Below are 24,151 nucleotides of genomic sequence, written 5' to 3'. Positions count from 1 at the left end.
TTTAGAAACCTAATTCAATACCAAAAGTGTACGTTTTGCCATAAGGAGTTTCCCATCCTCTTGTACCATAGTTGTTCACTTCCGGATCGGCAAGCTTGTACTTAGAGAAGGTTAACAGGTTGGTACCATTTGCATAAACTCTGGCGCTGGAAAGACCAACTCTGTTTATGAGTGTACGTGGCAAATTATACCCCAGCGAAAGCGTTTTTAATCTTAAGAAGCTGGCGTCGTGCATTTGACGGCTGCTGTATTGCATTGGATCTGTCAGGTCGTTACCATCCAGCTTAGGCAAGGAACCGTTAGTGTTACTAGGGGTCCACATATTCTCATATAAATCCTCTGAGCGAATGCGCTCCCAGTAATATCCATCATCTGCCATATCCTTGAAGGCGCCATCATAAAGTTTGCCTCCTAACTTATAGATAAAATTGACGCCCAGGGTAAGGTTACCATATTGCAGGTCGGTATTGAAACCGCCATAGACTTTTGGCAAGGCACTTCCTAAGATCACATAGTTGGCCTTACTATAGTTGTAAGTGGCGCCTCTGCCGTCCAACTGGAAGTCACCTGTTGATTTATTGTTAGGATCATTTACATACCAACGGTTCTTTCCATTGGCAGGATCTACGCCAGCCCACTCATAACCATAGAATGAATAGGTAGATTCACCTTCTCTGTAAATATATTGCGCTCTGGCGTCGCCACCGGTAGGATCATACCAAATGATATCGCCACCTTTGTCTTCATTAGCGCTTCTATAAAGCTTAGTTATTTCAGAGTGGATAAACGATGCATTGGCATTCACACTCCATCTCAGTTTGTTTTTGCGAACGATATCTCCACCCAAACTGAGTTCCAATCCGGTGTTGTTCATTGCACCCACATTCCTTTGCGTGGATGAAAAACCCGTAACCCTGGAAATAGGCACATTCTGCAACAGGTCTCTTGAGTCGCGGTTGAAATACTCGATGGTACCATACAGGCGTTGAGCAAACAGGCCAAATTCTAAACCTACGTTGGTAACATAGTTGGTTTCCCATCTCAGATTTTTATCGGCAATTGAGCTAATGCCACCGCCGGCCTGTGTCATATACTGATTGCCATAGCCAGCTAGCGGGCGCCAAGCAAAATCGCCAGGAGGCAGTGTTCCATTAATACCGTAGGATGCCCTTAACCGTAGGTTACTGATGTAATCTACATTGCTCATAAACGATTCCCTGTCGATCTTCCATGCACCTGAAACAGACCAAAAATTGCCCCAGCGGACATCAGGTCCCAGTTTGGAAGATGCATCGCGGCGGAAGGATGCAGACGCGGAATATTTTTGATCATAATTATACTCTACTCTGGACAATATGGAGTTCATAGCATTGCCCCAGGAATAAGCGTTGGCATCTCGTTTACCGGCAGTAGCCACCGTATGCAAAGCGCTGGAAGGCAGGTCAGTGCCGCTAGACCTTAGAAAATCGGTGGTGTTTTTTTCCGCTTCGTAACCTACAAGGGCATCTATATTACTTGCACCAAAAGCTTTTTTGTAATTCGCTGTGGTAGATGACACCAGCCTGGTTGAATTGGTACTCATTTCGGAAACACTACCGTTAGTGGCAGATGCATTGAAATGTTTTGCACTATAATAAAGATGATCCTTCGTTTGTACATTATCATATGAGAATACGGTCTTCAGATCAAGCGATGGCAGGATATGAGCCACAACAGACTCATTAATCAACGTCCGGAAATCTGAAGTTTTATTCTCCCACTCATTATCGTAATACAAGCCATTTTGAGCAAGGCTTCCGTAACGATCAGAATAGGGCTTACCCGTTTTATAATCGGTAGGCCAGTAGAGCGGCCACAATAAATTGCGGGTTTGCATAAAATAGTTACCGCCGGTATTCCGGGTATCGTTATAACCCGACTTGGTTGTTTTGGCAACATTAATACTGGAATTGAAGTCAACGTATTTACCAATACCCTGAGAGAGGTTCACACGGCCAGATATACGGTCAAAGTCATTCACTTTTATGCGACCGTTATCCTTTGTGTAAGAAAGAGATGTATAATACTTTGTGTTTTGATCACCACCGCTAACCGAAAGGTCGTTGGTTTGATAAACGCCGGTTCTGAATAGGGCATCTTCCCAATCAAAATATTTTCCTTCCCGGTTTTCAATCCCGTCAGTCTTGCCTTTGATAATGACGTTCTCATACATGCCGGTTCCCTGGGTAGAAAATTCGTAACCATGGATCCCAAATCCGTAGGCAGTGGTAGGATTTCCATAGCTGGCTCCAGGTGACCAGTTTCTGGAATTCAATCTCATCAGGGTTTGTTCGTTAGCTTGTGCCGGTGTTCTACCTGCTGAAATACGCGAATCGTAAAGGATGCTGTACAGCATATTTACCTGCTCCTGTACACTGGCTGTTTCATAATTATCGGTTGCCCAAGACGGTGTAAGAGCTATGGAAGAACGCAAATTGATTTTTGGCTTGCCTGACCTGCCCTGCTTGGTAGTGATCACCACTACACCATTAGCAGCCCTTGAACCATATAGCGAAGCGGCAGCAGCATCCTTCAAAATGGTGATAGAAGCAATATCGGCCGGGTTGAGCGTATTCATTACGTTGTTGGTAGAATAAATGTAATCGCTCAGCTGGCCCGAGTTGCCGGATGTTATCGGCACACCATCAATTACGTACAGTGGTTCGTTGGAAGCGCTCATAGAGCCGATACCACGGATGCGAATGCTGGCAACAGAGCCAGCCTGGCCTGATGCAGCAGTAACCTGCACCCCCGGGGCCTTCCCAATAAGGGCATTTTGAAAAGAAGTAGTTGGCTGTTCTTTGATCTGTTTTTCATCGATCACAGTAGCGGAGCCGGTGAAGCTACCTTTTTTAGCAGTTCCGTAAGCCACGGTAATGACTTCATCGAGTGCCTGTGCATCTGGTTGAAGTGTGGCGTTAACAACATCGCGGCCGTTTACCACAATCTCTTGTGGTTGCATACTAGTATAGGAAATAACTAATACAGGGCGATTAGAGGTAACAGTGATTGTAAACTCACCCTTATCATTGGTGGTAGTTCCGTTTTTTGTTCCTTTTTCAAGAACAGAAACAAAGGGCATCGGATCCCCTTTCTCCCCCCTTACCGTACCAGTTACCTGGCGCGATTGGGCTAGCAGTAGTTGTGGCAAAAACAGTAATGTCATTGCCATGCAAAGCAGTAATCGTCTCATTGAAGTCTAGTTTGATTGCGAGGAAATTAGTCAATTTTTCATTACAGCAGAGCTTTGCCGTTTCTATTCGACAAATACATTTTATAAGCGGTCGAATGTTTATTTAGCACAACGGAAACCTAAGGAAGGCCGTTATTCCCCATTTCCTTTAATACATTTGCAATTCATAGGACTTCAATTTTTAATTTGTAAACTTAAAATCGACAGTTATGGCATTTACACTTCCTCCTTTGCCCTACGCACCCGATGCGCTAGAGCCGCATATTGATACGCAAACCATGCAAATTCACCATGGTAAGCACCACCAGGCATATGTAGACAACTTAAATAAAGCCATTGCAGGCACTGAACATGAGAATAAAAGCTTGGAAGAACTGGTTGCCAATGCAGGTAGCATTTCTCCAGCCGTACGCAATAACGGTGGCGGCCACTGGAACCACTCTTTCTTTTGGGAGATCTTAGCACCTAATGCTGGTGGACAGCCAACTGGCCGTTTAGCTGATGCTATCAACCAGGCCTTTGGTTCTTTCGATGCGTTTAAAGAAAAGTTGAATGCAGCAGGTACTACCCGCTTTGGTAGCGGCTGGGCATGGTTGATTGTTAGAAACGGTGCACTGGAAGTAACGTCTACCCCTAACCAGGACAACCCACTGATGGATGTAGCTGAAGTAAAAGGCACGCCAATCTTAGGTGTTGACGTATGGGAGCATGCTTACTACCTAAAATATCAAAACCGCCGTCCTGAATACTTGAATGCTTTCTGGAACGTGATCAACTGGAACAAGGTGAGCGAGCGTTTTGAAAATGCGAGCAAGTAAGGCCCCCTGTCCCCCTAAAGGGGAGACTAAGGCGTTACATACTTTTGCAAAGCAAACAGCCTAATATAGTAATATAAACAAGAACGCCTTCCAATGGAAGGCGTTCTTGTTTATATAGATAATTTTTAAATGACTCTTTTTATAAAAAGGAACACTTAGACCTTAGTCTCCCCTTTAGGGGGACAGGGGGTTTACGGCACCGGATCATACCCACTACCACCCCAGGGATGACAACGGCCAATGCGCTTGATAGTAAGCCAGAAACCCTTGAACAAACCATACTTCTTAAAGGCTTCTAATCCGTATTGCGAGCAGGTGGGCGTATAGCGACACTGCGGTCCCAGAAAGGGAGAGATCACTTTTTGGTAAAAGCGAATCAGAAAGATGAATGGCAGGGCCAATAGTTGAGTCAGCTTTTTCACGTCGTGCATATTTCTTTTTCTAAACGCTGAAGTACCGTTTTCAATTTTGTCTTTACCTCTTCAAAAGAAGGCAATTCTTTACCTGTAAATATGATAAACAGGTGCACTGTTACACCTTTCGTTTGTAAGGCAAGAACCAGTCCGCCTTTTTGGAGTCGATAGCCTTCCCGCAGCAGGCGTTTGATCCGGTTACGGTCTACCGCCCGTTTAAAATACTTTTTAGACACCGATACCCCGGCTTGCAGCTCTATACCACCATTACCTTCAGGAACTTCGACCCGGTAATAAACCCGCAGCGGGTAAGCCCCAAAGGTTTTGCCCTCTTTAAAGAGGGTTTCAATGTCTTTGCGCTTTTTGAGCTTTTCTTTTTTATGGTAGGTATACTGCCGGATGGTATTTGATTGTCGAAGTAATAAAAAAGCCTCCTGCATAAGCGGGAGGCTGAATGATTTTCAGTACTTACTCGATACTATTACTTTAATCGCTTCTCGTCGCTTACAGTCAGTTTATGACGGCCTTTAGCGCGGCGGCTAGCTAATACTTTACGACCATTAGCTGTTTGCATACGCTTACGGAAACCATGAACGGTTTTGCGGCGGCGGCGGTGCGGTTGAAATGTACGTTTCATCTTTTAATAAGTTTTTTTCACGTTTTTACTAAATCGCCTGTGGAGAGCCAGGCTTGTTTCAGTCGCTACCTACAGGTCACCACACCCGTGGGCTTTGTGAAAGGACGGCAAAGGTAGGAGGAAATTGGCGATTTTACGTTGCAAAGCCTGAGTTTTTTGAAAACACCCTGTTAAAGGGCTAAGAGGTTAAAGAGGGACAGGAGAAAAAGAGAAGGGGTTCGCACAGAGCAAAGGAGAAAAGGAGGACCGCATATTAATGGGATTTAGAATGGATTAGCAGGATGTAGCAGAAAAAGGAATAAGAAATAATGAAGAAAATGTTCAATGCTTAATTCGCAATACTCAATACCCAAAGAGAGGAAATGATTGCTATTATAATGCCTCTTGCTTTTGTCATCCAGAGCGATAGCGAAGGATCTCAGAGATTCACACCTAAAATCTGACAGCTAGTCTAATGACTTTTACTGTCACGCTGAACTCGTTTCAGGGTCTGCTCTTGCATTAAAGCAAGTCTAAACCTCAAAGGAACACTGCCCTAAAACCTGATCTATCCATCTAATCCTGCCAATCCTTCCCCAAATCCCATTAATCCTTGGTACTTCCTTGCCTGCGACTCCTACGTCCCTTCATGGCTCCTCCTCTGTCCCTTCATGGTTACTCCGTATGGAAGACTAGGTTACTCCGTATCAGGTCCATACTAACTCCGTATGAAGTCCGTACCTCACCCGTACCTCGGCCGATCCTTCGGCCGATCCTTCGGCCCCTACCACAGCCCTACCTCACCCATAACTAGAGCCCTATGTCGTCATCCAGTCCCCGCTATAAACTGTAAGAGATAGTAAAGAAATGTGTAATAAGAAAGGCAGAAAACACCTTAAAAGAAGACCCTAAAGATACAAAATACAGCCCAGCTTTCCTTTAATCCCTGAATCTCCCCAAATCCCGGTTCAGATAATGTTTCTCTGTGATTCTTAGAAGCGTGGACGCTCCCCTTTAGGGGCCGGGGGCGTGCACCTGCAAGACTTATCCTATAAACCGTCTTACATGAAACGCTAATAGCTCTGCATCTACCTGCTCTATCGGATGGGGCGTTCCAGGCAAAATGCCCAACTGGGCATTGGGCAATTGCTTGTATACCGCTAGGGTTTCTTCCAGCCCTACCATTTTATCGCGGTCGCCGAGGAGCAATTGAACAGGCGTTCGTATAAAAGTGTAATCCTCCAGTGATAACTCATTATGTTTCCCTAATCCCAAGAGCATGTCCTTGGTTTTGTCCAACACCTGTTTCCAATCCTCAGGTGCGTGGCGTTCTTCTAAGGTTTTAGCAAAGGCGGGCAGCTTTTGTTCTATTACATCGGGTTGCAGCATTTTAACTTCCCTGGCAGCAATGGCTTCGTCCCATTCAAACTTTGTTGCCAGTGTTACTACTTTTTCAACAAACCCCGGGTAGTGCCTTGCCAGGTACATTGCCACATATCCTCCCATGCTATATCCTACTATTGAAATACTGCTAAGCCCTTCCAAGCGTATATACGTCCTTGCAATATTGGCAAAAGTGGGTATGCTAAACTCCTGGGGAAGTGCAGTGCCGCCATGTCCGGGTAAATTAAATGTGTACACCTTATAAGAAGATTCAAGCTTCTTCTTTAGCATTTCCAGCTGGGCACTACTGCCAATAGCCCCATGCAATAGCAAAAGCGTTTTCATACACAACAATACAACAGCCTTCGCAATAGCACAACAACAGGTTTATGGAATGGCAAAGTAATTGTGTCAATTGCTAGACTATTAAACGAGTATTATGAAACGGATAGTTTATATGGCTGGCGTTGTTTGGGCGCTGGCAAGTTGCGGTAATGCAACGGACGGTGATCCAACAACAGATACCACCACCATGCCAGTGGATACAGCGGTACAAAGTAATATGGGTGTGGATACAGCAACAACAATCAACAGCAATACCGGAAGCCAATCTATTACTGAATCAGCCGGCATGCGAAAGCCGGACACGAATGCATCAACTGCTACTGATCCTAAAACACGCAAAAGCACAAGTGGCGCTCATCGTTCAAAAGATAGCATTGTGCACAACAAGCAATAAAGGGTAGTTAATGACTTAGGCTGTATTGGTACGATACTTCAACCGGCGTGGGAAAAGCAGTTCCACGGTCAGTATCAGCAACATACTGATACCGGTAGTAGCGCCTACTTTTATTAAAAAAGTAAGGAAGGTACCAAAGTCCAGCCACTGCAAAAACACCAGGTAGATATGGTGCAGCAGGGTCAAAATGAATACATAAATAAAATAAGGCCCCCATCCCATTCCTCTTGGAGATGGCTCATGATAAGTCAACTCAGAGGTATCCTTTACAATCATCAGGTTGATTAGGAAAGGACGTACATAGGCAATTAATACACAGGCTGCCGTATGCAAACCTGGTGTCATCATAAAATAATCCAGCAGCAACCCGGTTATAAAACCAATACCCAATAACCCCATGCGCGGTATGGTAAAGGGCAACCAAAGAATAAACAGGTAATAGAGGTAAGGAACCACAAATTGATGCAAGTGAGGGATCTTATTCAGCACAAACACCTGAACCAATATAAAAATGGCCAACCGGAAGATATTCTTTACTAGATCACTCATTTAGTCGTCCTCCTTTCCTGTTCCATTTTCTTTTCCGTGTCTTTTTCTAACTGCACTTGCTCGGCGCGTTGCAGGTTTTCAATAACAAACACTTGCTGTAAACTATTGAAGTTGGTAGCGCAGCGAACTTGTAATTTATAAAAACCAGTTGCTTTTTCGGTTTCAATGGTTTCAATTCGACCAATAATAAAGCCCGGTGGATAGTTGTAAGAATAGCGGCTGGTCAATACCGTATCACCCTTCTTTACGGCCACATCACGGCTGATACCTTCCAGGTTCAAAAAGCGTGGATCTTTGGTATCCCAACGCACCGTACCCGATACGTTAGATCCTTTTAGCATGGCAGGTATACGGCTTTTTGTATGCAACAGGCTCATTACCTGGCTAAAGTGTGGACTGGTATTTACCACCAAGCCTACAATAGCACCATCAGAGTTGATAACAGCCATATTATCCGTCACACCCTTATTGGCACCACGGCTTAATTGCAGGTAGTTATTTTCAGAATTAACGGAGTTAAACACCACCTTAGCATCGCGATAGATATAGCGGCGGAATTGAATCACAGAGTCAAAACGCAATGTATCGACCACCATACGTTGCATGGTGTCGGCCGAACTAAAGTTTTCGCGTAAAAGGTTCAGAAGCGAATCGTTCATGCTGTGTACACGGCGGTTTTCCTCACGCAAATGAAAGTAGTCATCCACTTTATCTACCTGCGCATTGATACTACCGGTTACCTCACTGGCTAACCCTAATCCTATTGCGCGGTGAAAGCGGTTATAGCTAAACAACATCCATATCGCTACGGCTTGTAAAACCAGGAAGATAAGAAAGACAAAATAGCGTCTTATAAAGAGGAAGATGTTGCGCATGCGGTGGAAAGCTGTAAGCTATATGCTACACGCTTCACGCTAGGCAAGACATGCTTGCAGCGTGAAGCGTGTAGCATGAAGCATTTTTATCTCATTACAAAAGGATAACGTTCGTAGTTCTTTAAAGCCAGTCCAGTACCACGTACCACACTCTTCAGTGGATCGTCTGCTACGTGTACAGGTAACTTGATCTTTTGGCTTAAGCGTCTGTCCAAACCTTTCAGCAAGGCACCACCACCTGTCAGGTACAAACCGCGGCGGTAAATATCAGCAGCCAACTCCGGAGGTGTTTGTTCCAATGCCTTCAGAATAGCTTCTTCAATTTTAAAGATCGATTTATCAAGGGCTTCAGCAATTTCCTGGAAGCCTACCATAATCTGCTTAGGAATACCGGTTACCAGGTCACGACCATTTACAGGAATATCATCTGGTGGGTTTTCCAGATCTTTCATGGCAGCACCGATCTGGATCTTGATCTGTTCAGCCGTACGCTCACCAATCAATAAACTATGATAACGACGCAGCGCTTCCATGATATCTGCCGTAAACTCATCTCCCGCAATACGGATAGATTGGTCACAAACAATGCCTGCCAAGGCAATCACCGTAATACCTGTTGTACCACCACCAATGTCAATGATCATGTTACCAACCGGTTCTTCCACATCGATACCGATACCTAAAGCAGCGGCCATAGGCTCGTGAATCAGGTATACTTCCTTGGCACCAGCCTGTTCCGCACTATCACGCACAGCACGCTTTTCTACCTCGGTAATAGAGGAAGGAATGCAGATCATCATGCGCCAGCTTGGTGGAAATAACGGCTTTTTGGGATAAACCAGCTTGATCATTTCACGCAGCATCAGTTCCGCAGCGTTAAAGTCGGCAATTACACCGTCTTTTAACGGACGAATGGTCTTAATGCTCTCGTGCGTTTTTTCGTGCATCATCAGAGCACGCTTGCCTACTGCTAATACTTCTTTTGGATTATTGCGGTTTAACGCTACAATGGACGGTTCGTTTACTACAACTTCATCATTATGTATAATTAGTGTATTGGCCGTTCCTAAGTCTATTGCTATCTCCTGCGTAAACCAGTTAAAAAGTCCCATGCTGCTGTATTGGATTGAAAGGTAATCGGTTTGCTTGCAAATTTGATGCAAATAATTTATATCGGGAAAGAAAAACTCTGCAAGAATAGGGGATTTTACAGGTATATTATAAAAATTTCGACCTAGGCTCGAAACTTTCCTGTCATAATAACCCTACAAATGGTTTAATTCAGCTCCACTGATGTTAAAAACCCTTAATGCTTGCTCATCAACATAAAAAAAATAGAAAAGCAAATTTATTAATTGGCATCAACGATTTTCTTCTTTTTAAGCCGTTGATCTGCCAATCCAGAATAGCTTATATTCACCCGTGTTTTTTTGGTTACTGAAAAGTTATGCCCGACTGGCTATCCGGCTCTATTGCTCAACGATCATTATTAATAAGCCCCAGTATTTAAAGGCCCGCGGCCCGCTGTTACTTTCTGCCAATCACCCAAACTCCTTTTTAGATGGTATTATACTAACCACGCTGTTTGACCAACATATATATTCATTGGCCCGCGGCGATGCATTTAAACACCCTTGGGCCAATAGAATGTTACGCTGGCTACACCTGGCCCCGGTTTACCGCACACGTGAGGGGGCTGAAAACCTGGAACATAATTACACCACCTTTGCCTCCTGCATTGAGATTTTTAAGAAAAACGGCATTGTACTGATCTTCAGCGAAGGCCTATGCGAAAACGAATGGCACTTGCGCCCCCTACCCAAAGGAACAGCCCGCCTGGCTACCAGCGCCTGGCAACAAGACATTCCCTTACAGGTATTACCAGTGGGTATTAATTATGATTCATTTAAGAAGTTTGGAAAAGAAGTGCACCTGCTTTTTGGAAACCCATTCTCTCATGAAGTAGTAGCCGGCCATGAAACTGACGGCAAGCAAAACCTTTATTTTAACACCGAACTGAAAAACCAATTGCAATCACTGGTATACGAGATCCCTTCAGAAAAAGATCCGGTGTACAAGCAGTATTTTAAACCAACAGTATCTCTATGGAAGCGGGTATTGCTCTTTTTTCCCGCACTAGTTGGCCTGCTGCTCCATTATCCTTTATATGTATTCGCTCGGTTGGTTACGAATGCCTTGTTTAAGAAAAGTGGTCATTTCGATTCAGTATTACACGCCCTGCCCATGTTACTATATCCTTTGTATTTATTAGGTTTTGTGTTAGCAATGGCTTACAGCGTCTCTTTATTTGCAGCATTGCCGCTTTTTGTTTTCATGCCTTTAACAGCCTGGTGTTTGGCGCAATTGAACTTTACGCTTTTTGGTAAATCTTAAACACCTATAGAGAACGTGAATCTCTGCTTTTGTTTTGAATGATCAATGTATCTATTTCACTTTGAAGGCGCTTGGTAAGGCTTTCGCTCCAGATAGACCAATGATCAGCACCGGGTATCACCTCCACCACCATATCGGCTTGCAGCTTATCGGCTTTGGCTTTAAATGCTTCTACTGATTTGTTTAAAAAGAAGTTATCCTCGGCACCAGCATAAACATGAATCTTCCCCTTTAAGTCCTTATCCATTTTTTTCCAATGTTTTTGAATAAACAGGCCCATATCGTAAACTTTCCAATTGGCCAATACCTGCTTATCAATTCTTCCAGTTATGCGATCAAATAAGGGTTGCGGTCTTCCATTTGTTCCCAGTTTGCCATATTCCGCTTCAAAAGAAACTTGTTGACCGCCGTCGTCGCTAAACAACTCAATCTGGATGTTTTGCTTCATAGTGCCTTGCGCTTGACCTTTTCGCATATCGTATGGCACCAGCGTTCCATCATTGTAAGTATAAAAATTGACGTCTTTAGCATAGAAGTCAATACCAGAAAAATTGCTAAAATCAACCGGATCTGGCGATATCGCCCACCCACCTCCAAAGGCTTTCGGGTAGTTTAGCAGCAGCCATAAAGAAGGATAACCGCCCGAGCTCTGTCCCATTACAAAAGTCTGATTGGGACTTGTTGTTCCATGATAGTTCTTTTGAATGTAGGGTATTACCTCATTCACCAAGGCCTTACCCCAAGGTCCGTTTACACGTGAGTCCACGAAAGCGTGTAGCCCCCAAGGAGTTTGTGTCTCGGGGTTCAAATAAACATAGATCTTTGGCTGCCCCATTCCGATGCCATAACGTTTACGTGGTCCGCTGCTCATAGCGTCGAAATGTGTACCGCCCCAACCAGGTATGATATAAACCACCGGATAGGTTTGTGTGCTATTGGCATCGTAGCCGGCAGGTAATATGACAGCTCCTTTTACAAATACATCTTTATGATGAAAGCTACTTAACAAACTGCTTTTAAGTTCTAGCAATTTCAACGAATCGTTTTCCTTGAAGGGCCGGGGTTTTATCTGACCATCCATGTACAAATGCGCTTCGTTCACTCCTTCTGTTTTTATGTGTAAGAGGGCGTTCTTCCTAGAGTATACGTTGCCTACATTATAACCACCGCGCTCTTCAGGGTGGGCATCCATAAAGGCAGCAATCTTATAATAGCCTGTTGGAAGATCTTGCAAATGGGTGGAAAAAGCTTCCGCTTGCTGATCTATAACCAACACACTATCCTTCTTCCAATTGGTCACATTAACTGCAAAAACGGGCTGCTTGTAATTCGGTTGATCAGGTACACCTTTAACAGTATCTGTAGTCGTAAATAACAAAAGACGTCCTGTTAAAGTTTGGTGTACAGAAGTATCCAGGTGCAAATAGATCTTCGTTTGTGCCGAAAGCGAGGTAACAATGCCCAGCAAGCTTAGAAAGCCCAATACTTTTTTCATCTAAAAGCTTTTCTGCAATATTAGACGAACACATTCGTAGTATGCCACAAATAGGTATGAAACGCTAGTATTATAGGATGAGCATAGAAAAAGCCGGCAATTATTTACCAGCTTCACCTATTATCAACCCAATTGCTTTTAAATTCTGAAATTAGAAATCTAAAACTCCGGGATTCTCATCATGGTTCTGATCTTGTCGCCTTAATAGATAGCTGAATGGCAACCTCTGGACGAATAAACCGATCCTGCAACGATCGATCACTACCATAGTTCAATCCCCATTGGGTACGGTCTATGAGAAAATAGGCAGACGCTTCTAAACTGGTATCCGTCAATCGTACAATACTGGGAAAGGTGATATTTCTTGTTTGCTCTTTTAAAGTCAGATTACCGCTGATCAAATGTGTAGCACTATCCATCAAACTCTTTACCTGTGTGCTATCATAAAGGCTAATATGGGTAATCTCAAAGCGGGCAGTAGGATAGTTGGCTACATCAAAAAAATCAGCACTTTTTAAGTGGTCCTCGAGTTTTTTCTTCGAATCGCCCTGCAAATCCTTATTACTGAGTGAAGCAACATTAATACTAAATTCACCGCTACTAATAACATGATCTGCCAGTAGAATCACGCCTTGATCTAATCTGAAAGTTCCCGTGTGGAAGCCAGTGGGCTTGGTGCCTATCCATATTATGCTGCTGCTAGCTGTATCCACTTTAAATACAACGGCCTGGCTACTGCTTGCAACAACCTGCTGTTTGGAAACAATAACAGCCTTATCTGCCTTGGGAATGCTTTGACAAGCCGCTAGCCCCAACAGGCAACTCCAATAGAAAAAATACTTTTTCATAATATGAGCATCATACAAATAGAAAAGGAGTCTATAAAAGACTCCTTTCTAAAAACAATTTATTACTGATTATCCTAACGCTACGCGTTTGAATTCTGTAATTTTCAGATCGCTGTCAACGCTTTTCAGGTAATCACCTACAGACTTAGAGCTATCTTTTACGAAAGCTTGTGCTGATAGGGTATTCTCTTTGAAGAAAGCATTCAGTTTACCTTGAGCGATCTTTTCTAGCATATCCTGCGGCTTACCAGCCATTTTAGGATCTTGCTGGATCACGTCTAAGATGATTGCTTTTTCTCTTTCAACTACATCAGCTGGAACAGAAGTTTCATCGATAGCAACCGGGTTCATAGCAGCAATTTGCATAGCTACATCTTTACCAGCTTCACCAGCATCTTTGTTGAAACCAACTAATACACCCATACGGTTAGCACCGTGAATGTAAGAAGCAACATAAGGAGCTTCTACACGCTCAAAACGGTTAACACCGATCTTCTCACCGATAGAAGCTAATTTATCGTTGATCAGGTCAGCGACTTTCTGACCATTTACAGATACTTCATTCAGCTCTTCAACGCTTTTCACGTTGTTAGCCACAGCAGCATCAGCAATGCTTTGTGCAAAAGCTACGAAATCAGCATTCTTAGATACGAAGTCAGTTTCGCAAGAAACACTAACAATGAAGCCAGTTTTGTTATCAGCAGTTGTTTTAGCGATAACTACACCTTCTTTAGCTTCACGGTCGCTACGCTTAGCAGCAACTTTCTGACCTTGCTTACGTAACCAGTCGATAGCTGCTTCAAAGTCACCGTTTGTTTCAGTTAATGCTTTGCGGCAATCCATCATACCTGCACCAGTAGCCTGACGTAGCTTATTAATATCTTGAGCTGTAATTGTTACAGTTGACATAATTCTTAATTTGAAGATTAGACTATTTGAAAATGTGCCAATGAGTTATCATCGGCACATTTCTTTATGTTCAATACTATGATTTGTAGTAGAAGAAATGATAAAGAAACGTTGGAAGATTGAGGAGTTAACCTTGTTAACTTGTCAACCTATCAACGACTAACCTTATCTTTTACCACCGCCAGGACCACGGCCTACGCCACCGCCTTGACCCGGTGTACGACGACGCTGACCACCAGCTGCGCCACCACCGCCAGGACCACGACCGGTACCACCACCAGCACCACGGTTAGCGCCACCGCCTTGGCCACCACGACCACCACGGCCACGGCCACCTTCAGCTTGAGCTTCAGCTTCTAAGCGGGCAGCTCTTCTTTCGTTCTCCTGATCAGTAGCTGCTTCATCACCATCTTCTTCTTTAGCCGCTTGACGCTCAGCTAAACCTTCTGCAATAGCAGCAACGATATAGTTAGTAACGATAGCAATAGATTTTGTAGCATCATCATTCGCAGGGATAGCGAAGTCTACTTTGTTAGGATCGCAGTTTGTATCTACGATACCGAAAGTAGTGATGTTTAAACGCTTAGCTTCTGCTAAAGCGATGTGCTCATGACCGATATCAACGATGAATAAAGCAGCAGGTACACGGCCTAATTGAGCGATACCACCTAATACTTTCTCCATTTTATCTTTATCGCGAGTTAAAGTCAAACGCTCTTTCTTAGTGATAGAGTCAAAAGAACCATCACCCAGCATTTTCTCAATGCTCTGCATTTTCTTCACGCTCTTACGAACAGTGTTAAAGTTGGTTAACATACCACCTAACCAACGCTCGGTTACGTAAGGCATGTTTACACGCTGAGCGCATTCAGTAACGATATCTTTAGCTTGCTTCTTAGTACCTACAAACAAGATCTTTTTACCGCTGCGAGCGATTTGTTTCAGGGCAGCGGCAGTTTCCTGCATAGCCTCTGTTGTTTTATTCAGGTCAATGATGTGAATACCTTTCTTCTCAGCGAAGATGAAAGGTAACATCTTTGGATTCCACTTCTTCTTCAGGTGACCGAAGTGTACACCTGCTTCGAGGAGTTGTTGTTGAAGGGAAGTATTTTGTTCCATTTATTGGATAATTTGAAGTTTATAATTTGAAATTTGAGATTGAAGATTTGATACCAGAATGTCAAACATCCAATATCAAATCTCAAATTGGTATTAACGTTTAGAGAACTGGAAGCTTCTACGGGCTTTCTTATGACCGAATTTCTTACGCTCTACAGAACGTGGATCACGTTTCAGTAAACCGGCTGCTTTTAAAGCAGGACGAAACTCAGGATTTACCTCTACCAATGCACGGGCAATACCCAGCATTGCGGCTTCAGCCTGGCCTTTAACACCACCACCCGTTGCATTGATCTTTATATCATATTTATCCGCAACTTCAACAGTCTTTAAAGGTCTTTCCACTTGGTTCTGTAAGTAAACCAGTGAAAAATATTGTTTGTAGTCTTTATCGTTTACAGTGATAGCACCGCTGCCTTTAGCGATAAATACACGCGTTACGGCTTCTTTACGGCGACCAACACTATTTTTTTGCTTTTCCATTTATGTAGTATTTGGAATTAGAAATTTGGAATTTGGAATTAGAATTTTAATTCCTTTGGTTGTTGTGCAGTATGCGGATGTTGAACACCGGCGTATACAAATAATTTTTTGTACATCTGGCGGCCTAAACGATTTTTAGGCAACATACCTTTCACCGCTCTCTCGATCAACACTTCTGGACGACGCTTCAACAGGTCTTTCGCTGTTTCTTCTTTACGTCCGCCTGGGTAACCACTGTAACGATCGTACAGTTTCTCATCCATTTTGTTACCAGTCAGCTTTACCTTATCGCAGTTAATAACGATAATGTAGTCACCAGTGTCTACGTGAGGGGTGTAGTATGCTTTGTTCTTGCCACGTAAGATTGCAGCAATACGAGCACACATACGTCCCACGGTTTGATTGGTACCGTCAACAACGTACCAGTTGCGTTGTACGGTAGCCGCATTCGCATGTTTTGTTGTAAAATGTAATTTGCTCATGATTTGAGTTTTATGTCAGGCCATCCCCTGACTTTTTAAAATTGAGGCGCGAAAATACTCATTTATCTTCGTGACAGCCAAGAAAAACACCCACTATTTTGCAGAGCACCTTTGTAACTTATTGATAAACAATAATAATTTTGAACCCTTTTTAAAATACTTAACAAAAATCTTGTGCTTTTAAGTATAAATGTTCTGTTTTGACCATTACTATAAATTGTTCTTTTAGTGGCATCGGCTAAAAAGTTGGCAAATAACCAACTTTTTTACTACTTTGCACGCACTTATTGAAAAGTAAGCTTGTCAGGGACGATAAGCGACGGTTCAAGAAAAAATCGACCAAAAATAAGATCGAATTAATCTTAAAGGAATTGTCATGCTCATTGTCAATTTGAACAAGCTAAATGAATTTGGGAAAAAACATGCAGATTCTCGTAAGAGTTTGGCCGCTTGGGTAAGCGTAACAGAACAGGCCTCATGGAAAAAGAAACAAGATGTATTAGAAGATTTTCCCAAAGCCAAAATCATTAAGAATAACCGAGCCCGATTTGAAATACTCCACAATACTTACCGGCTCATTGTATTTATAAATTATGATGGCGGAATTGTGGTAATCAGATTCATTGGTACGCATAATGAGTATGATCAAATAGATCCAGAAACAATTTAAAATCGTCAAGCATGAAACAGTGGTTTTTGATAGAAACGGAAAAGGAGTATCACGAAGCCACCCAACGCTTTGAAGAAATTTATACTGCAGAAGAAGGATCTTCTGCCTATAAAGAGATGCTCCTCTTAGCATTCCTTATTAACCAGTATGAGAAAAAACAGTGGAGCTTGCCTGATGTAGACCCAATTGAGATCATCAAAATCCGAATGGAAGATTTCGGCTATAAACCTGCAGACTTAGCCAAGGAATATGGTGATAAAGGGACCATCAGTAAAGTACTGAATTATAAGCAACCTCTTTCACTTACAATGATCCGCTTGTTTAGCAAGCTTTTACGTATACCGGCGGATGCTTTAACCAAAGAATATCATTTACAATAATGGAAGTAAATCTGTCGCTGGGAAGAACCCAATTTGGCAATTCAGCCCATATTGGAAACGTATTAACGGAAGTCGAAGCCCTGGAATTATTGAACGCCTGGGTGGCCAACGAACGCCTGCGCCTGCATATGAAACAGGTAGGTGCCGTCATGAAAGCCTGGGCCCTGGAGCGGGAAAAGCTACCCGAAACCGAAGCCCACAAATGGTTGCTGGCTGGTGTGCTGCACGATGCCGACTGGGAAAAACACCCCGAAGGTCACTGTCGTATCATTATTGAAGAGTTGGAGAGCCGTCAGATAGATCCTGCTATTATCCAATGTATTGCCTCCCATGGCCCCCGTTACTTCGGTGTTGAGCCCCAAACTATCATGGATAAGATGATCTATGTGTTTGATGAGCTTTCCGGCTTTATTCATGCCGCAGCCCTGATCCGCCCAACGCGCTATGAAGGCATGGATGTAAAGAGTATTTTGAAGAAACTTAAGACTCCCGCATTTGCCGCACAGGTGAGCCGCGAGGATATACAAGATGCTATTAGCAGAATTGATACCCAGCTGGAGGAGATTATTGCCTTTATTATTCAGAATCAAAAAGATGTTCAATAAAAAAAAGGCAGCGAAATTGCTGCCTTTTTTTATTTCTCTAAAGATCATTGTCTTAAAGTATTTCTTGCTGAAAATATACAACGGCCGGCTTTAAGCCCTCACTCTTAGCTTCTAGTTGTATCGGGCTTTTTTCTTTGCCTGCCTGAATGATCACCTGGCATTTCCCATTGAATAACTGGCGCTTCCAAGCGCCATTGAAATATTTATCCGGCTCATGGCTGCTGGGATCGCCATTACCAACACCTATAATTTTACCGCTACCAGCTAGGGAGAATTGAATCTGGTTTCCCGCATCAGGTACTTCCCTGCCCTGCTGATCGACTACACTTACGTTAACAACTGTTGCATCCTGATTGTCGGCTAGTAAACTGTTTCTATCCGCTTTCAAAATAATAGCAACCGGTGCACCCGTAGTTTCTACTTTGCTTGTCAGCTTCTTTCCCTTCTTATAGGCCACTGCTTCCAGTACCCCAGGTTTATAGCGCACACTCCATTGCAAATGCTTGTTGCGTGGCATATCCTTTTTACCTAGACTCTTGCCATTTAAAAACAATTCTACATTATCGGCATTGCTGTTTACCCAAACATCAATAAGCTGCCCCTCTTTTCCTTTCCAGTTCCAGTGTGGAGATAGATGCAATACATCTTTATCCGTCCACCAAGACTGGTAGTAATAGTAAATGTTTTTAGGAAAGCCACATACATCCATTACCCCAAAATGCGAATTAACATTGGGCCATTGATACGGCGTTGGCTCGCCACGATAATCAAACCCAGTCCAGACATACCCACCTAACCAGTAATCATTAACAGCCGCTTCCGTCCACCACTCTTCCGCTGTGCTGGCCCACCAGGGTGAAGTGATGTCCTGGTCAGGCACATAAGCCCTTGCAGTATCCACTTCATAAATTCCTCTCGTGGTTACCGTACTCCCCATTTCAGTACCAATAATGGGTTGCATGGGGTGATCTTTATGATAAGCTGCCACAAAAGAATCACGATAATTGAATCCGCGTACAGGAATCACTTCGTTCACTCCATTAAATACATTCGGCAGGTCGGCCGCATAGGTACTTGTCCGGGTAGGGTCCCATTCTTTTTGTTTCAGTAACAGGCTTTGTGCAATACGCTTGCCGATGGTAGTAGTTTGAATCCAACCTTCTTCATTGCCAATCGACCATAGAAAAACAGATGGGTGATTTCTATCGCGCTTAATGATGCGTTCCAATTGATAAACATACTCAGGACTGCTATTGAGTAAGCGTTGTTCATCAATCACCAACATGCCGAGACTATCACAGGCGTCCAGTAATTCAGGCGTTGGAGCATTATGGCTCACCCGGTAGGAATTAGAGCCGAGCTCTTTTAGTAAACGCACACGGTAATACTGCATGGCATCCGGCAAGGCACTACCTATCCCTGCATGATCCTGGTGATTGTTAGTGCCTTTAATTTTTACGTGTTTGCCATTTAAAAAGACACCATTCCATTTGATATCAATAGTGCGAATACCAAAGCGATGCTGAACACGATCAATTACTTTTCCATTTTGTTTGATGATTGTTACAACGCGGTATAGGTAAGGATCTTCTAAAGACCAGAGGTGTGGTTGTGAAACCGCTACTTGTTGCGTAACCGCTTTGCTTTCGATTGTTAGCAAGGTCAAAGGTTGTTCATTTGATTGAGCTACAACTTTACCATTACGTTCAGTCACATAGGTTTGAACAGTACAAGCAGACGTCCCCTGCCCTTGGTTTTCTATTGTTGTTTCAATACTAACGGTTGCTGCATTGCCTTTCACTTCAGCACTGGCAAAAATGCCATCATTAGCAACGTGTGTATTGTTATAACTATTCAGCCACACATGACGATAGATACCGGCCCCTTCATAGAACCAGCCTTCATACTGACTGGCATCGGCACGCACTGCAATCACATTATCGCGGCCATAGTTGATATAATCGGTAATGTCATATGTAACACCGATGTAGCCACTTTGATTATTACCAAGATAGAAGCCATTCACCCATATGTTGGCATCACGAAAGATGCCATCGAATGTAACGGAGAAACGCTGCCCTGAATCTTTACGGGCTATGGTGAAATGCTTACGATACCAACCTACACTGGTTTCTGGAAACAAACCACCCACTGGTTTATAGCCATGCGCCATTACATCGAAGTTGGGTGAATTAACAAAAGGTAGTTCTACGGCCCAATCGTGTGGCAGATCTAATTGCCGCCACGAACTGTCTTTAAAGCCAACACCCAATGCTGTATTGGTAGTAGCACCGGACTTGGCAAAAATGGGCGCTATACGATAATTAAAATCTTTTGTTGGATCTGCCGCATTTCCAAAATGGAACCGCCAGTCTTCGTCAAAGTTAACACGCTTACGTTGTGAAGATTGCGTCATACCTATAGCAGCATCAACTACCAGCAGGAAAATGAAAAAGAACCGAACCATATTCAATCATTATTTAAGTAGTACTACCGAAATGCGTCCAGAGCCGCTGTAGGTTTTCCACTATTATCAAAAGCGCCCAAGGAGTAGCCCTGCCAATTTCCATAAGCTAAGGGCTCCCAATACAAAACGCCCAATCCCTTACTTTCGGCAACTGATTTTGTTTTGGATATAATATCTGTTAGAAAAGCCTTTGATTCCGCCGGACTATCCCAGCTCATACCTACTTCTACAACCATTACCGGCTTGCCATATCGAGCCACCAGATCATTCATATTGGCAAGACATTGCGCTGTCAATGCAGACCAGTTGGATGGTGAAGGATAAAGCGATATTCCAATAACGTCCCATTTGGCACCATTAGATCGCAATCCATCAAACAGCCATCGATATAGTGCGTTATCATAACCATTGGAAAGATGAACAATAACCTGCGTTGTACTACTCACTGCTTTTACGGCCTCATAACCCGCACTTACTAATTGTGCAAAGGCCGCCATATTTACGGATACCTTACCTTCCGGCCACAGCATGCCATCATTGGTTTCATTACCTACCTGCACCCATTCTGGTATTATATTATTACTCTTTAATTCTGTTAGAACTTCTGTAGTGTGATTATATAACGACGTCTTAAGTGCAGCTAATCCTTGACTAGCCCAAGCAGCAGGTTTTGTTTGATTTCCTGGGTCTGCCCAGGTATCGCTATAATGAAAGTCGATCATTATCCGAAGACCTAGGTTTTTCGCACGCACTGCCTTATCCATCACATCTGCCCTATTGTTCCATCCAGTAGTTGGATTTACCCACACCCTTATCCGAACCGTATTCATACCCAAACTTTTCAGCAAAGCCATTCCCTCTTGTTGCTGGCCATTAGCATTGTAAAACTTTTTATTAGCGGCTTCCATCTCGGTGATCCAGCTTACATCTGCGCCCTTTGCAAAAACTGTTTGTACAGGAGGTGTCACAGGATCACTCGTATCATCTGTTTGCTCTGCTCCAGGCTTTCTACAGCCTACTAAACAGGCGAAGAAAAAAATGAGAATCAATGGTTTGCACAGAGCCTGTTTCATATAGGAGAAAGTTTTTAAAACTGTTTCTGATTAATTTTTCTTTTGAAGCCAGATCGATGACACTTCAATACTGGATGGTCCTCCCTGTTCGTTATTTTCATGCCCAAAACATATTTCTATTCGCTCCAGCTCCGAAAGGTTTAAGGCGCCTTCTGCTTTGCTGGTAAACCACAGTGGCAAAAAGCCAGGATATGGTCTTGGTAATAACAACATAGCATCCTGCTTTAAGCTGTTTACAGGAATACTTATTTCTTTCAAGGTTTGATCCAGCGTAACATAGGTTACGAATGCCTGCGCCCGATGATTAATAAGTGCTATCCGCGCTTTAGCAGGTGTTTCATTCGCTGTACGTGCTTTTATTATTAAATGATCAAAAGAAGACAGATCACTTATACGCTCGTTGATTCGATCGCCTATATAATACTGCCATCCCATCACTTGGCCGGCTTCCGGCTTGCTCATAGAAGCCCGTAATAAAACCTCGCCTGTTTCATCTGCTGTTATATAAGCAATGGCATTATTGCGCCAATCAGGATTGTAAAGCAGTATTTGTTGGCGGCTTTCCTTGGCATTAAAAAGCTCAAGTGGCGCAGTAGCAGCTACCACATTCGTTTCCCAACTATCATTGATGTATGCATCCCATGCATAGGGATCTCCTTTATGGTTCCCGGGAAATACTGTGATGGTTCCATCCTTTTTACGAATAATAACCCGATAGTTGATGATACCTGGCACCAGCATCTCATTGGGTATAGCCACAGAATAATCATATGCATTCTCACGCTTTGGTGTAACCGCTTTCCATTGGTTGGCAGAGTGGCGCATTTCAACAGAAACCTGATCAGCGCTGTCCACTCCTACCAACCGCATTGCTAGCACAGTTGGAATACCTGTTGTTAGTTGTTCAAAAGGCGTATGCGCCACATAAGATTCACTATACTTTGGCAACGGCGCTACAAACATCCGCTGCTGTTGTGAGATGTTGATTGAAGCTGGATTAATGCCCTTACGGGTTATCAAATAAACTCCCGGCCGTATAGTCACTTGACGCCCTGAAACTGTGGCATTATGCTGATTACCTTCATTAATGGCTTGTATACTAAATTCAGCTCCTAAATCAGTAAGATTAATTTCCATTGGCTGTGTAGCCCACTGAATGCGAACCACCTCTTTCGATGGCGATGCTCGTTCAAATGGATCACGAATTGGAATAGCATCAGGCATTACTTCCAGTCGCCAAACACCATTAGCTAGTTTATCCAAAAAGTAAGCACCATATCCTTGATACATAACCATGGGCGAACTACCCACACCTGCTATATGTTGCAATTTGGAAGCATTCTTTGGTTGTGTTGTTGTTGTATTGGAATAATAATAATCCGATTCTGCATTCATCTCACTTAAGTGGTTTTGATGACTTACACGAAAGACATCAAAAACAGTATCTACAGGATAGGCACCATAGCTTTTATTGCGCGGAAGCTGATGAAAAGCTTTGGATGCGATCAGCAGGCTAATGGCTTTTGATGGCGTATACGCCAGGTTCAGGTAATGGGTTTGATACTCTGTATTACCATAAGCAGTGGCTAAAGGATCATAAGCAAACTGGGTGGCCCACTGAAAGCCAGCCGTGCGGAAGCTCCGGGCCATAGCAGGATACATATATGACTCCCATACATCACCAGCATCAAACTCATAGACCATCCTGGCCTTGTTATGAAAAGCAGGTATTGTATCACCAAAAGGAATGCGATACACATCCACATTCGGGAGATGGTTACCTTTTACCGTGTGGTTCGCTACCAGACCGGTAGGATACCATTGAAAACTAACACCGTCAATATTTGAGTTGGCTACAGCACCTGCATACGAAGGCGACTCACTGATATTATAGAAAACAGGTTTTGTCCATCCGCTACCGCGCACGGCTTTAACCATGCGGCTGATATAGTCGGACGCCTGTTGCTTGGCACCACTATGATGCGGTTCATTGTTGATCTCTAGTCCTATGATATCAGGATCCTGACCATAGGTGGTCTTCGTATATGGATTAACATGCTTCAAGAATTGCTGCAGATAGTTTTCTTGCGCGCGGATGGCGTCTTCTGTAACCAGCACTTTTTGTTTATTCCATTTGCTGGAAAAGCTGCCAGTGTTTACGTCTTTCTCCGGATACCCATTTCCCCAGAAAGCTAATGGCGTTAAGAATATCTTGATTTGTTTCTCTTTCAGTTTAGCAACCAGGTAATCAAACAAGCGCAAATGTTCGTTCTCCTTTAAATTACCCAGAGAGTCGCTGATCTCTGTATCCCACACGTGCACCCGAAAGGCGTCTAACCCTAAGCGTGAGAAGTGATAAACATCCTGGTCAATAGCGGTTTCCTGGTTAACGCCCAACGCCTTTACCGACCGGTATCCATAGGCAAAGGGAACCGTATAATTGACGCCGAAAAAGGCAGCTTCCTTATTGTCTTTACGCCAACGCATCACACCTTGTTTATCTACGTATACAAGGTTGTTTGATTGGCTGAATGCTTGAGTAGAAATGATTGTGTATATAAACAATAACAGATAACGGAGCCGCATTAGTCTTCGTTTTTC

At 43.4% G+C, this 24,151-nt stretch carries 23 protein-coding genes; 6 read left to right on the top strand and 17 right to left on the bottom strand.

Features of this window, described 5'->3' with window-relative positions:
* Position 1: 1 nt before the first annotated feature.
* Complete coding sequence (locus tag SY85_RS17995) at positions 2-3,232, bottom strand: SusC/RagA family TonB-linked outer membrane protein (RefSeq protein WP_066406256.1); 3,231 nt, start codon at positions 3,230-3,232, stop codon at positions 2-4.
* A gap of 209 nt (positions 3,233-3,441) precedes the next feature.
* Here SY85_RS17995 and SY85_RS17990 point away from each other — a divergent pair, with 209 nt between their 5' ends.
* Complete coding sequence (locus tag SY85_RS17990; protein WP_066406254.1) at positions 3,442-4,050, top strand: superoxide dismutase; 609 nt, start codon at positions 3,442-3,444, stop codon at positions 4,048-4,050.
* 191 nt (positions 4,051-4,241) lie between these two features.
* On the opposite strand, the gene yidD is transcribed toward SY85_RS17990, so the two are convergent.
* From yidD to SY85_RS17970, 4 genes are all read right to left on the bottom strand, one after another.
* Positions 4,242-4,481: a membrane protein insertion efficiency factor YidD gene (gene yidD, locus SY85_RS17985; RefSeq protein ID WP_066406253.1), complete on the bottom strand. Its 240-nt coding sequence runs from the start codon at positions 4,479-4,481 to the stop codon at positions 4,242-4,244.
* Complete coding sequence (rnpA, locus tag SY85_RS17980; RefSeq protein ID WP_066406252.1) at positions 4,469-4,903, bottom strand: ribonuclease P protein component; 435 nt, start codon at positions 4,901-4,903, stop codon at positions 4,469-4,471. Before rnpA ends, yidD begins: the two co-directional genes overlap by 13 nt.
* Before the next feature lie 41 nt (positions 4,904-4,944).
* Positions 4,945-5,100 carry a 50S ribosomal protein L34 gene (rpmH, locus tag SY85_RS17975; RefSeq protein ID WP_066406251.1) on the bottom strand — a complete coding sequence of 52 codons (156 nt, stop codon included), beginning with the start codon at positions 5,098-5,100 and terminating at the stop codon, positions 4,945-4,947.
* A 1,023-nt stretch (positions 5,101-6,123) separates the two neighbouring features.
* Positions 6,124-6,807, bottom strand: coding sequence for an alpha/beta fold hydrolase (locus SY85_RS17970; RefSeq protein WP_066406249.1), 684 nt, complete (start codon positions 6,805-6,807; stop codon positions 6,124-6,126).
* Positions 6,808-6,901: 94 nt separating this feature from the next.
* Between SY85_RS17970 and SY85_RS17965 the strand changes: the two genes are divergently transcribed.
* The gene (locus SY85_RS17965; RefSeq protein WP_066406248.1) at positions 6,902-7,201 is read left to right on the top strand and encodes a hypothetical protein; all 300 of its coding nucleotides are present in this window, start codon (positions 6,902-6,904) and stop codon (positions 7,199-7,201) included.
* A 15-nt stretch (positions 7,202-7,216) separates the two neighbouring features.
* On the opposite strand, the gene SY85_RS17960 is transcribed toward SY85_RS17965, so the two are convergent.
* The 3 genes from SY85_RS17960 to SY85_RS17950 form a co-directional block, all read right to left on the bottom strand.
* A complete protein-coding gene (locus SY85_RS17960; RefSeq protein WP_066406247.1) occupies positions 7,217-7,750 on the bottom strand; it encodes a rod shape-determining protein MreD in 534 nt (177 codons plus the stop codon).
* Positions 7,747-8,625, bottom strand: a complete 879-nt coding sequence (gene mreC, locus SY85_RS17955; RefSeq protein WP_066406246.1) for a rod shape-determining protein MreC — start codon at positions 8,623-8,625, stop codon at positions 7,747-7,749. Before mreC ends, SY85_RS17960 begins: the two co-directional genes overlap by 4 nt.
* An 86-nt stretch (positions 8,626-8,711) precedes the next feature.
* The gene (locus SY85_RS17950) at positions 8,712-9,737 is read right to left on the bottom strand and encodes a rod shape-determining protein (protein ID WP_066406244.1); all 1,026 of its coding nucleotides are present in this window, start codon (positions 9,735-9,737) and stop codon (positions 8,712-8,714) included.
* 310 nt (positions 9,738-10,047) lie between these two features.
* On the opposite strand from SY85_RS17950, the gene SY85_RS17945 reads away from it, so the two are divergent.
* Positions 10,048-11,019 (top strand): 1-acyl-sn-glycerol-3-phosphate acyltransferase, encoded by a 972-nt coding sequence (locus SY85_RS17945; protein WP_066406242.1) that lies wholly within the window; start codon positions 10,048-10,050, stop codon positions 11,017-11,019.
* A 4-nt stretch (positions 11,020-11,023) separates the two neighbouring features.
* Here SY85_RS17945 and SY85_RS17940 read toward each other — a convergent pair whose 3' ends face one another.
* From SY85_RS17940 to rplM, 6 genes are all read right to left on the bottom strand, one after another.
* Positions 11,024-12,514: an alpha/beta hydrolase-fold protein gene (locus tag SY85_RS17940; protein ID WP_066406241.1), complete on the bottom strand. Its 1,491-nt coding sequence runs from the start codon at positions 12,512-12,514 to the stop codon at positions 11,024-11,026.
* Between the two features lie 179 nt (positions 12,515-12,693).
* Positions 12,694-13,362 carry a YceI family protein gene (locus SY85_RS17935; protein WP_066406239.1) on the bottom strand — a complete coding sequence of 223 codons (669 nt, stop codon included), beginning with the start codon at positions 13,360-13,362 and terminating at the stop codon, positions 12,694-12,696.
* Positions 13,363-13,431: 69 nt separating this feature from the next.
* A complete protein-coding gene (gene tsf, locus SY85_RS17930; RefSeq protein ID WP_066406237.1) occupies positions 13,432-14,271 on the bottom strand; it encodes a translation elongation factor Ts in 840 nt (279 codons plus the stop codon).
* A 165-nt stretch (positions 14,272-14,436) separates the two neighbouring features.
* On the bottom strand, positions 14,437-15,390 hold the full coding sequence (rpsB, locus tag SY85_RS17925) for a 30S ribosomal protein S2 (protein ID WP_066406235.1): 954 nt from the start codon (positions 15,388-15,390) through the stop codon (positions 14,437-14,439).
* Positions 15,391-15,483: 93 nt separating this feature from the next.
* A complete protein-coding gene (rpsI, locus tag SY85_RS17920; RefSeq protein WP_066406234.1) occupies positions 15,484-15,873 on the bottom strand; it encodes a 30S ribosomal protein S9 in 390 nt (129 codons plus the stop codon).
* A 38-nt stretch (positions 15,874-15,911) separates the two neighbouring features.
* Positions 15,912-16,355, bottom strand: a complete 444-nt coding sequence (gene rplM, locus SY85_RS17915; protein WP_066406233.1) for a 50S ribosomal protein L13 — start codon at positions 16,353-16,355, stop codon at positions 15,912-15,914.
* A 376-nt stretch (positions 16,356-16,731) separates the two neighbouring features.
* On the opposite strand from rplM, the gene SY85_RS17910 reads away from it, so the two are divergent.
* From SY85_RS17910 to SY85_RS17900, 3 genes are read left to right on the top strand one after another with little or no spacing between them, the layout of a single operon-like run.
* Positions 16,732-17,025 (top strand): type II toxin-antitoxin system HigB family toxin, encoded by a 294-nt coding sequence (locus tag SY85_RS17910; RefSeq protein WP_066406231.1) that lies wholly within the window; start codon positions 16,732-16,734, stop codon positions 17,023-17,025.
* A gap of 11 nt (positions 17,026-17,036) precedes the next feature.
* The gene (locus SY85_RS17905; protein WP_066406230.1) at positions 17,037-17,405 is read left to right on the top strand and encodes a helix-turn-helix domain-containing protein; all 369 of its coding nucleotides are present in this window, start codon (positions 17,037-17,039) and stop codon (positions 17,403-17,405) included.
* Entirely contained in the window at positions 17,405-18,010 is a 606-nt protein-coding gene (locus SY85_RS17900) for a hydrolase (protein ID WP_066406229.1), read from the top strand. The genes SY85_RS17905 and SY85_RS17900 overlap by 1 nt, the downstream gene beginning before the upstream one ends.
* Positions 18,011-18,062: 52 nt before the next feature.
* Here SY85_RS17900 and galA read toward each other — a convergent pair whose 3' ends face one another.
* From galA to SY85_RS17885, 3 genes are read right to left on the bottom strand one after another with little or no spacing between them, the layout of a single operon-like run.
* A complete protein-coding gene (gene galA, locus SY85_RS17895) occupies positions 18,063-20,477 on the bottom strand; it encodes a beta-galactosidase GalA (RefSeq protein ID WP_066406228.1) in 2,415 nt (804 codons plus the stop codon).
* A gap of 23 nt (positions 20,478-20,500) precedes the next feature.
* Positions 20,501-21,550 carry a glycoside hydrolase family 53 protein gene (locus SY85_RS17890; RefSeq protein ID WP_066406227.1) on the bottom strand — a complete coding sequence of 350 codons (1,050 nt, stop codon included), beginning with the start codon at positions 21,548-21,550 and terminating at the stop codon, positions 20,501-20,503.
* 30 nt (positions 21,551-21,580) lie between these two features.
* A complete protein-coding gene (locus SY85_RS17885; protein WP_066406226.1) occupies positions 21,581-24,136 on the bottom strand; it encodes a cellulase family glycosylhydrolase in 2,556 nt (851 codons plus the stop codon).
* Positions 24,137-24,151: the final 15 nt, after the last annotated feature.

The organism is Flavisolibacter tropicus (assembly GCF_001644645.1).
Taxonomy (GTDB): Bacteria; Bacteroidota; Bacteroidia; order Chitinophagales; family Chitinophagaceae; genus Flavisolibacter; species Flavisolibacter tropicus.
The sequence above is the reverse complement of the archived record's forward strand: the minus strand, read 5'-3'. Positions and strand labels throughout refer to the sequence as shown.

What these genes read in the sequence shown, in the direction of transcription:
- SY85_RS17995 (WP_066406256.1), bottom strand. Translation starts at nt 3,232, where the DNA reads ATGAGACGATTACTGCTTTGCATGGCAATGACATTACTGTTTTTGCCA.
- SY85_RS17990 (WP_066406254.1), top strand. Translation starts at nt 3,442, where the DNA reads ATGGCATTTACACTTCCTCCTTTGCCCTACGCACCCGATGCGCTAGAG.
- yidD (WP_066406253.1), bottom strand. Translation starts at nt 4,481, where the DNA reads ATGCACGACGTGAAAAAGCTGACTCAACTATTGGCCCTGCCATTCATC.
- rnpA (WP_066406252.1), bottom strand. Translation starts at nt 4,903, where the DNA reads ATGCAGGAGGCTTTTTTATTACTTCGACAATCAAATACCATCCGGCAG.
- rpmH (WP_066406251.1), bottom strand. Translation starts at nt 5,100, where the DNA reads ATGAAACGTACATTTCAACCGCACCGCCGCCGCCGCAAAACCGTTCAT.
- SY85_RS17970 (WP_066406249.1), bottom strand. Translation starts at nt 6,807, where the DNA reads ATGAAAACGCTTTTGCTATTGCATGGGGCTATTGGCAGTAGTGCCCAG.
- SY85_RS17965 (WP_066406248.1), top strand. Translation starts at nt 6,902, where the DNA reads ATGAAACGGATAGTTTATATGGCTGGCGTTGTTTGGGCGCTGGCAAGT.
- SY85_RS17960 (WP_066406247.1), bottom strand. Translation starts at nt 7,750, where the DNA reads ATGAGTGATCTAGTAAAGAATATCTTCCGGTTGGCCATTTTTATATTG.
- mreC (WP_066406246.1), bottom strand. Translation starts at nt 8,625, where the DNA reads ATGCGCAACATCTTCCTCTTTATAAGACGCTATTTTGTCTTTCTTATC.
- SY85_RS17950 (WP_066406244.1), bottom strand. Translation starts at nt 9,737, where the DNA reads ATGGGACTTTTTAACTGGTTTACGCAGGAGATAGCAATAGACTTAGGA.
- SY85_RS17940 (WP_066406241.1), bottom strand. Translation starts at nt 12,514, where the DNA reads ATGAAAAAAGTATTGGGCTTTCTAAGCTTGCTGGGCATTGTTACCTCG.
- SY85_RS17935 (WP_066406239.1), bottom strand. Translation starts at nt 13,362, where the DNA reads ATGAAAAAGTATTTTTTCTATTGGAGTTGCCTGTTGGGGCTAGCGGCT.
- tsf (WP_066406237.1), bottom strand. Translation starts at nt 14,271, where the DNA reads ATGTCAACTGTAACAATTACAGCTCAAGATATTAATAAGCTACGTCAG.
- rpsB (WP_066406235.1), bottom strand. Translation starts at nt 15,390, where the DNA reads ATGGAACAAAATACTTCCCTTCAACAACAACTCCTCGAAGCAGGTGTA.
- rpsI (WP_066406234.1), bottom strand. Translation starts at nt 15,873, where the DNA reads ATGGAAAAGCAAAAAAATAGTGTTGGTCGCCGTAAAGAAGCCGTAACG.
- rplM (WP_066406233.1), bottom strand. Translation starts at nt 16,355, where the DNA reads ATGAGCAAATTACATTTTACAACAAAACATGCGAATGCGGCTACCGTA.
- SY85_RS17910 (WP_066406231.1), top strand. Translation starts at nt 16,732, where the DNA reads ATGCTCATTGTCAATTTGAACAAGCTAAATGAATTTGGGAAAAAACAT.
- SY85_RS17905 (WP_066406230.1), top strand. Translation starts at nt 17,037, where the DNA reads ATGAAACAGTGGTTTTTGATAGAAACGGAAAAGGAGTATCACGAAGCC.
- SY85_RS17900 (WP_066406229.1), top strand. Translation starts at nt 17,405, where the DNA reads ATGGAAGTAAATCTGTCGCTGGGAAGAACCCAATTTGGCAATTCAGCC.
- galA (WP_066406228.1), bottom strand. Translation starts at nt 20,477, where the DNA reads ATGGTTCGGTTCTTTTTCATTTTCCTGCTGGTAGTTGATGCTGCTATA.
- SY85_RS17890 (WP_066406227.1), bottom strand. Translation starts at nt 21,550, where the DNA reads ATGAAACAGGCTCTGTGCAAACCATTGATTCTCATTTTTTTCTTCGCC.
- SY85_RS17885 (WP_066406226.1), bottom strand. Translation starts at nt 24,136, where the DNA reads ATGCGGCTCCGTTATCTGTTATTGTTTATATACACAATCATTTCTACT.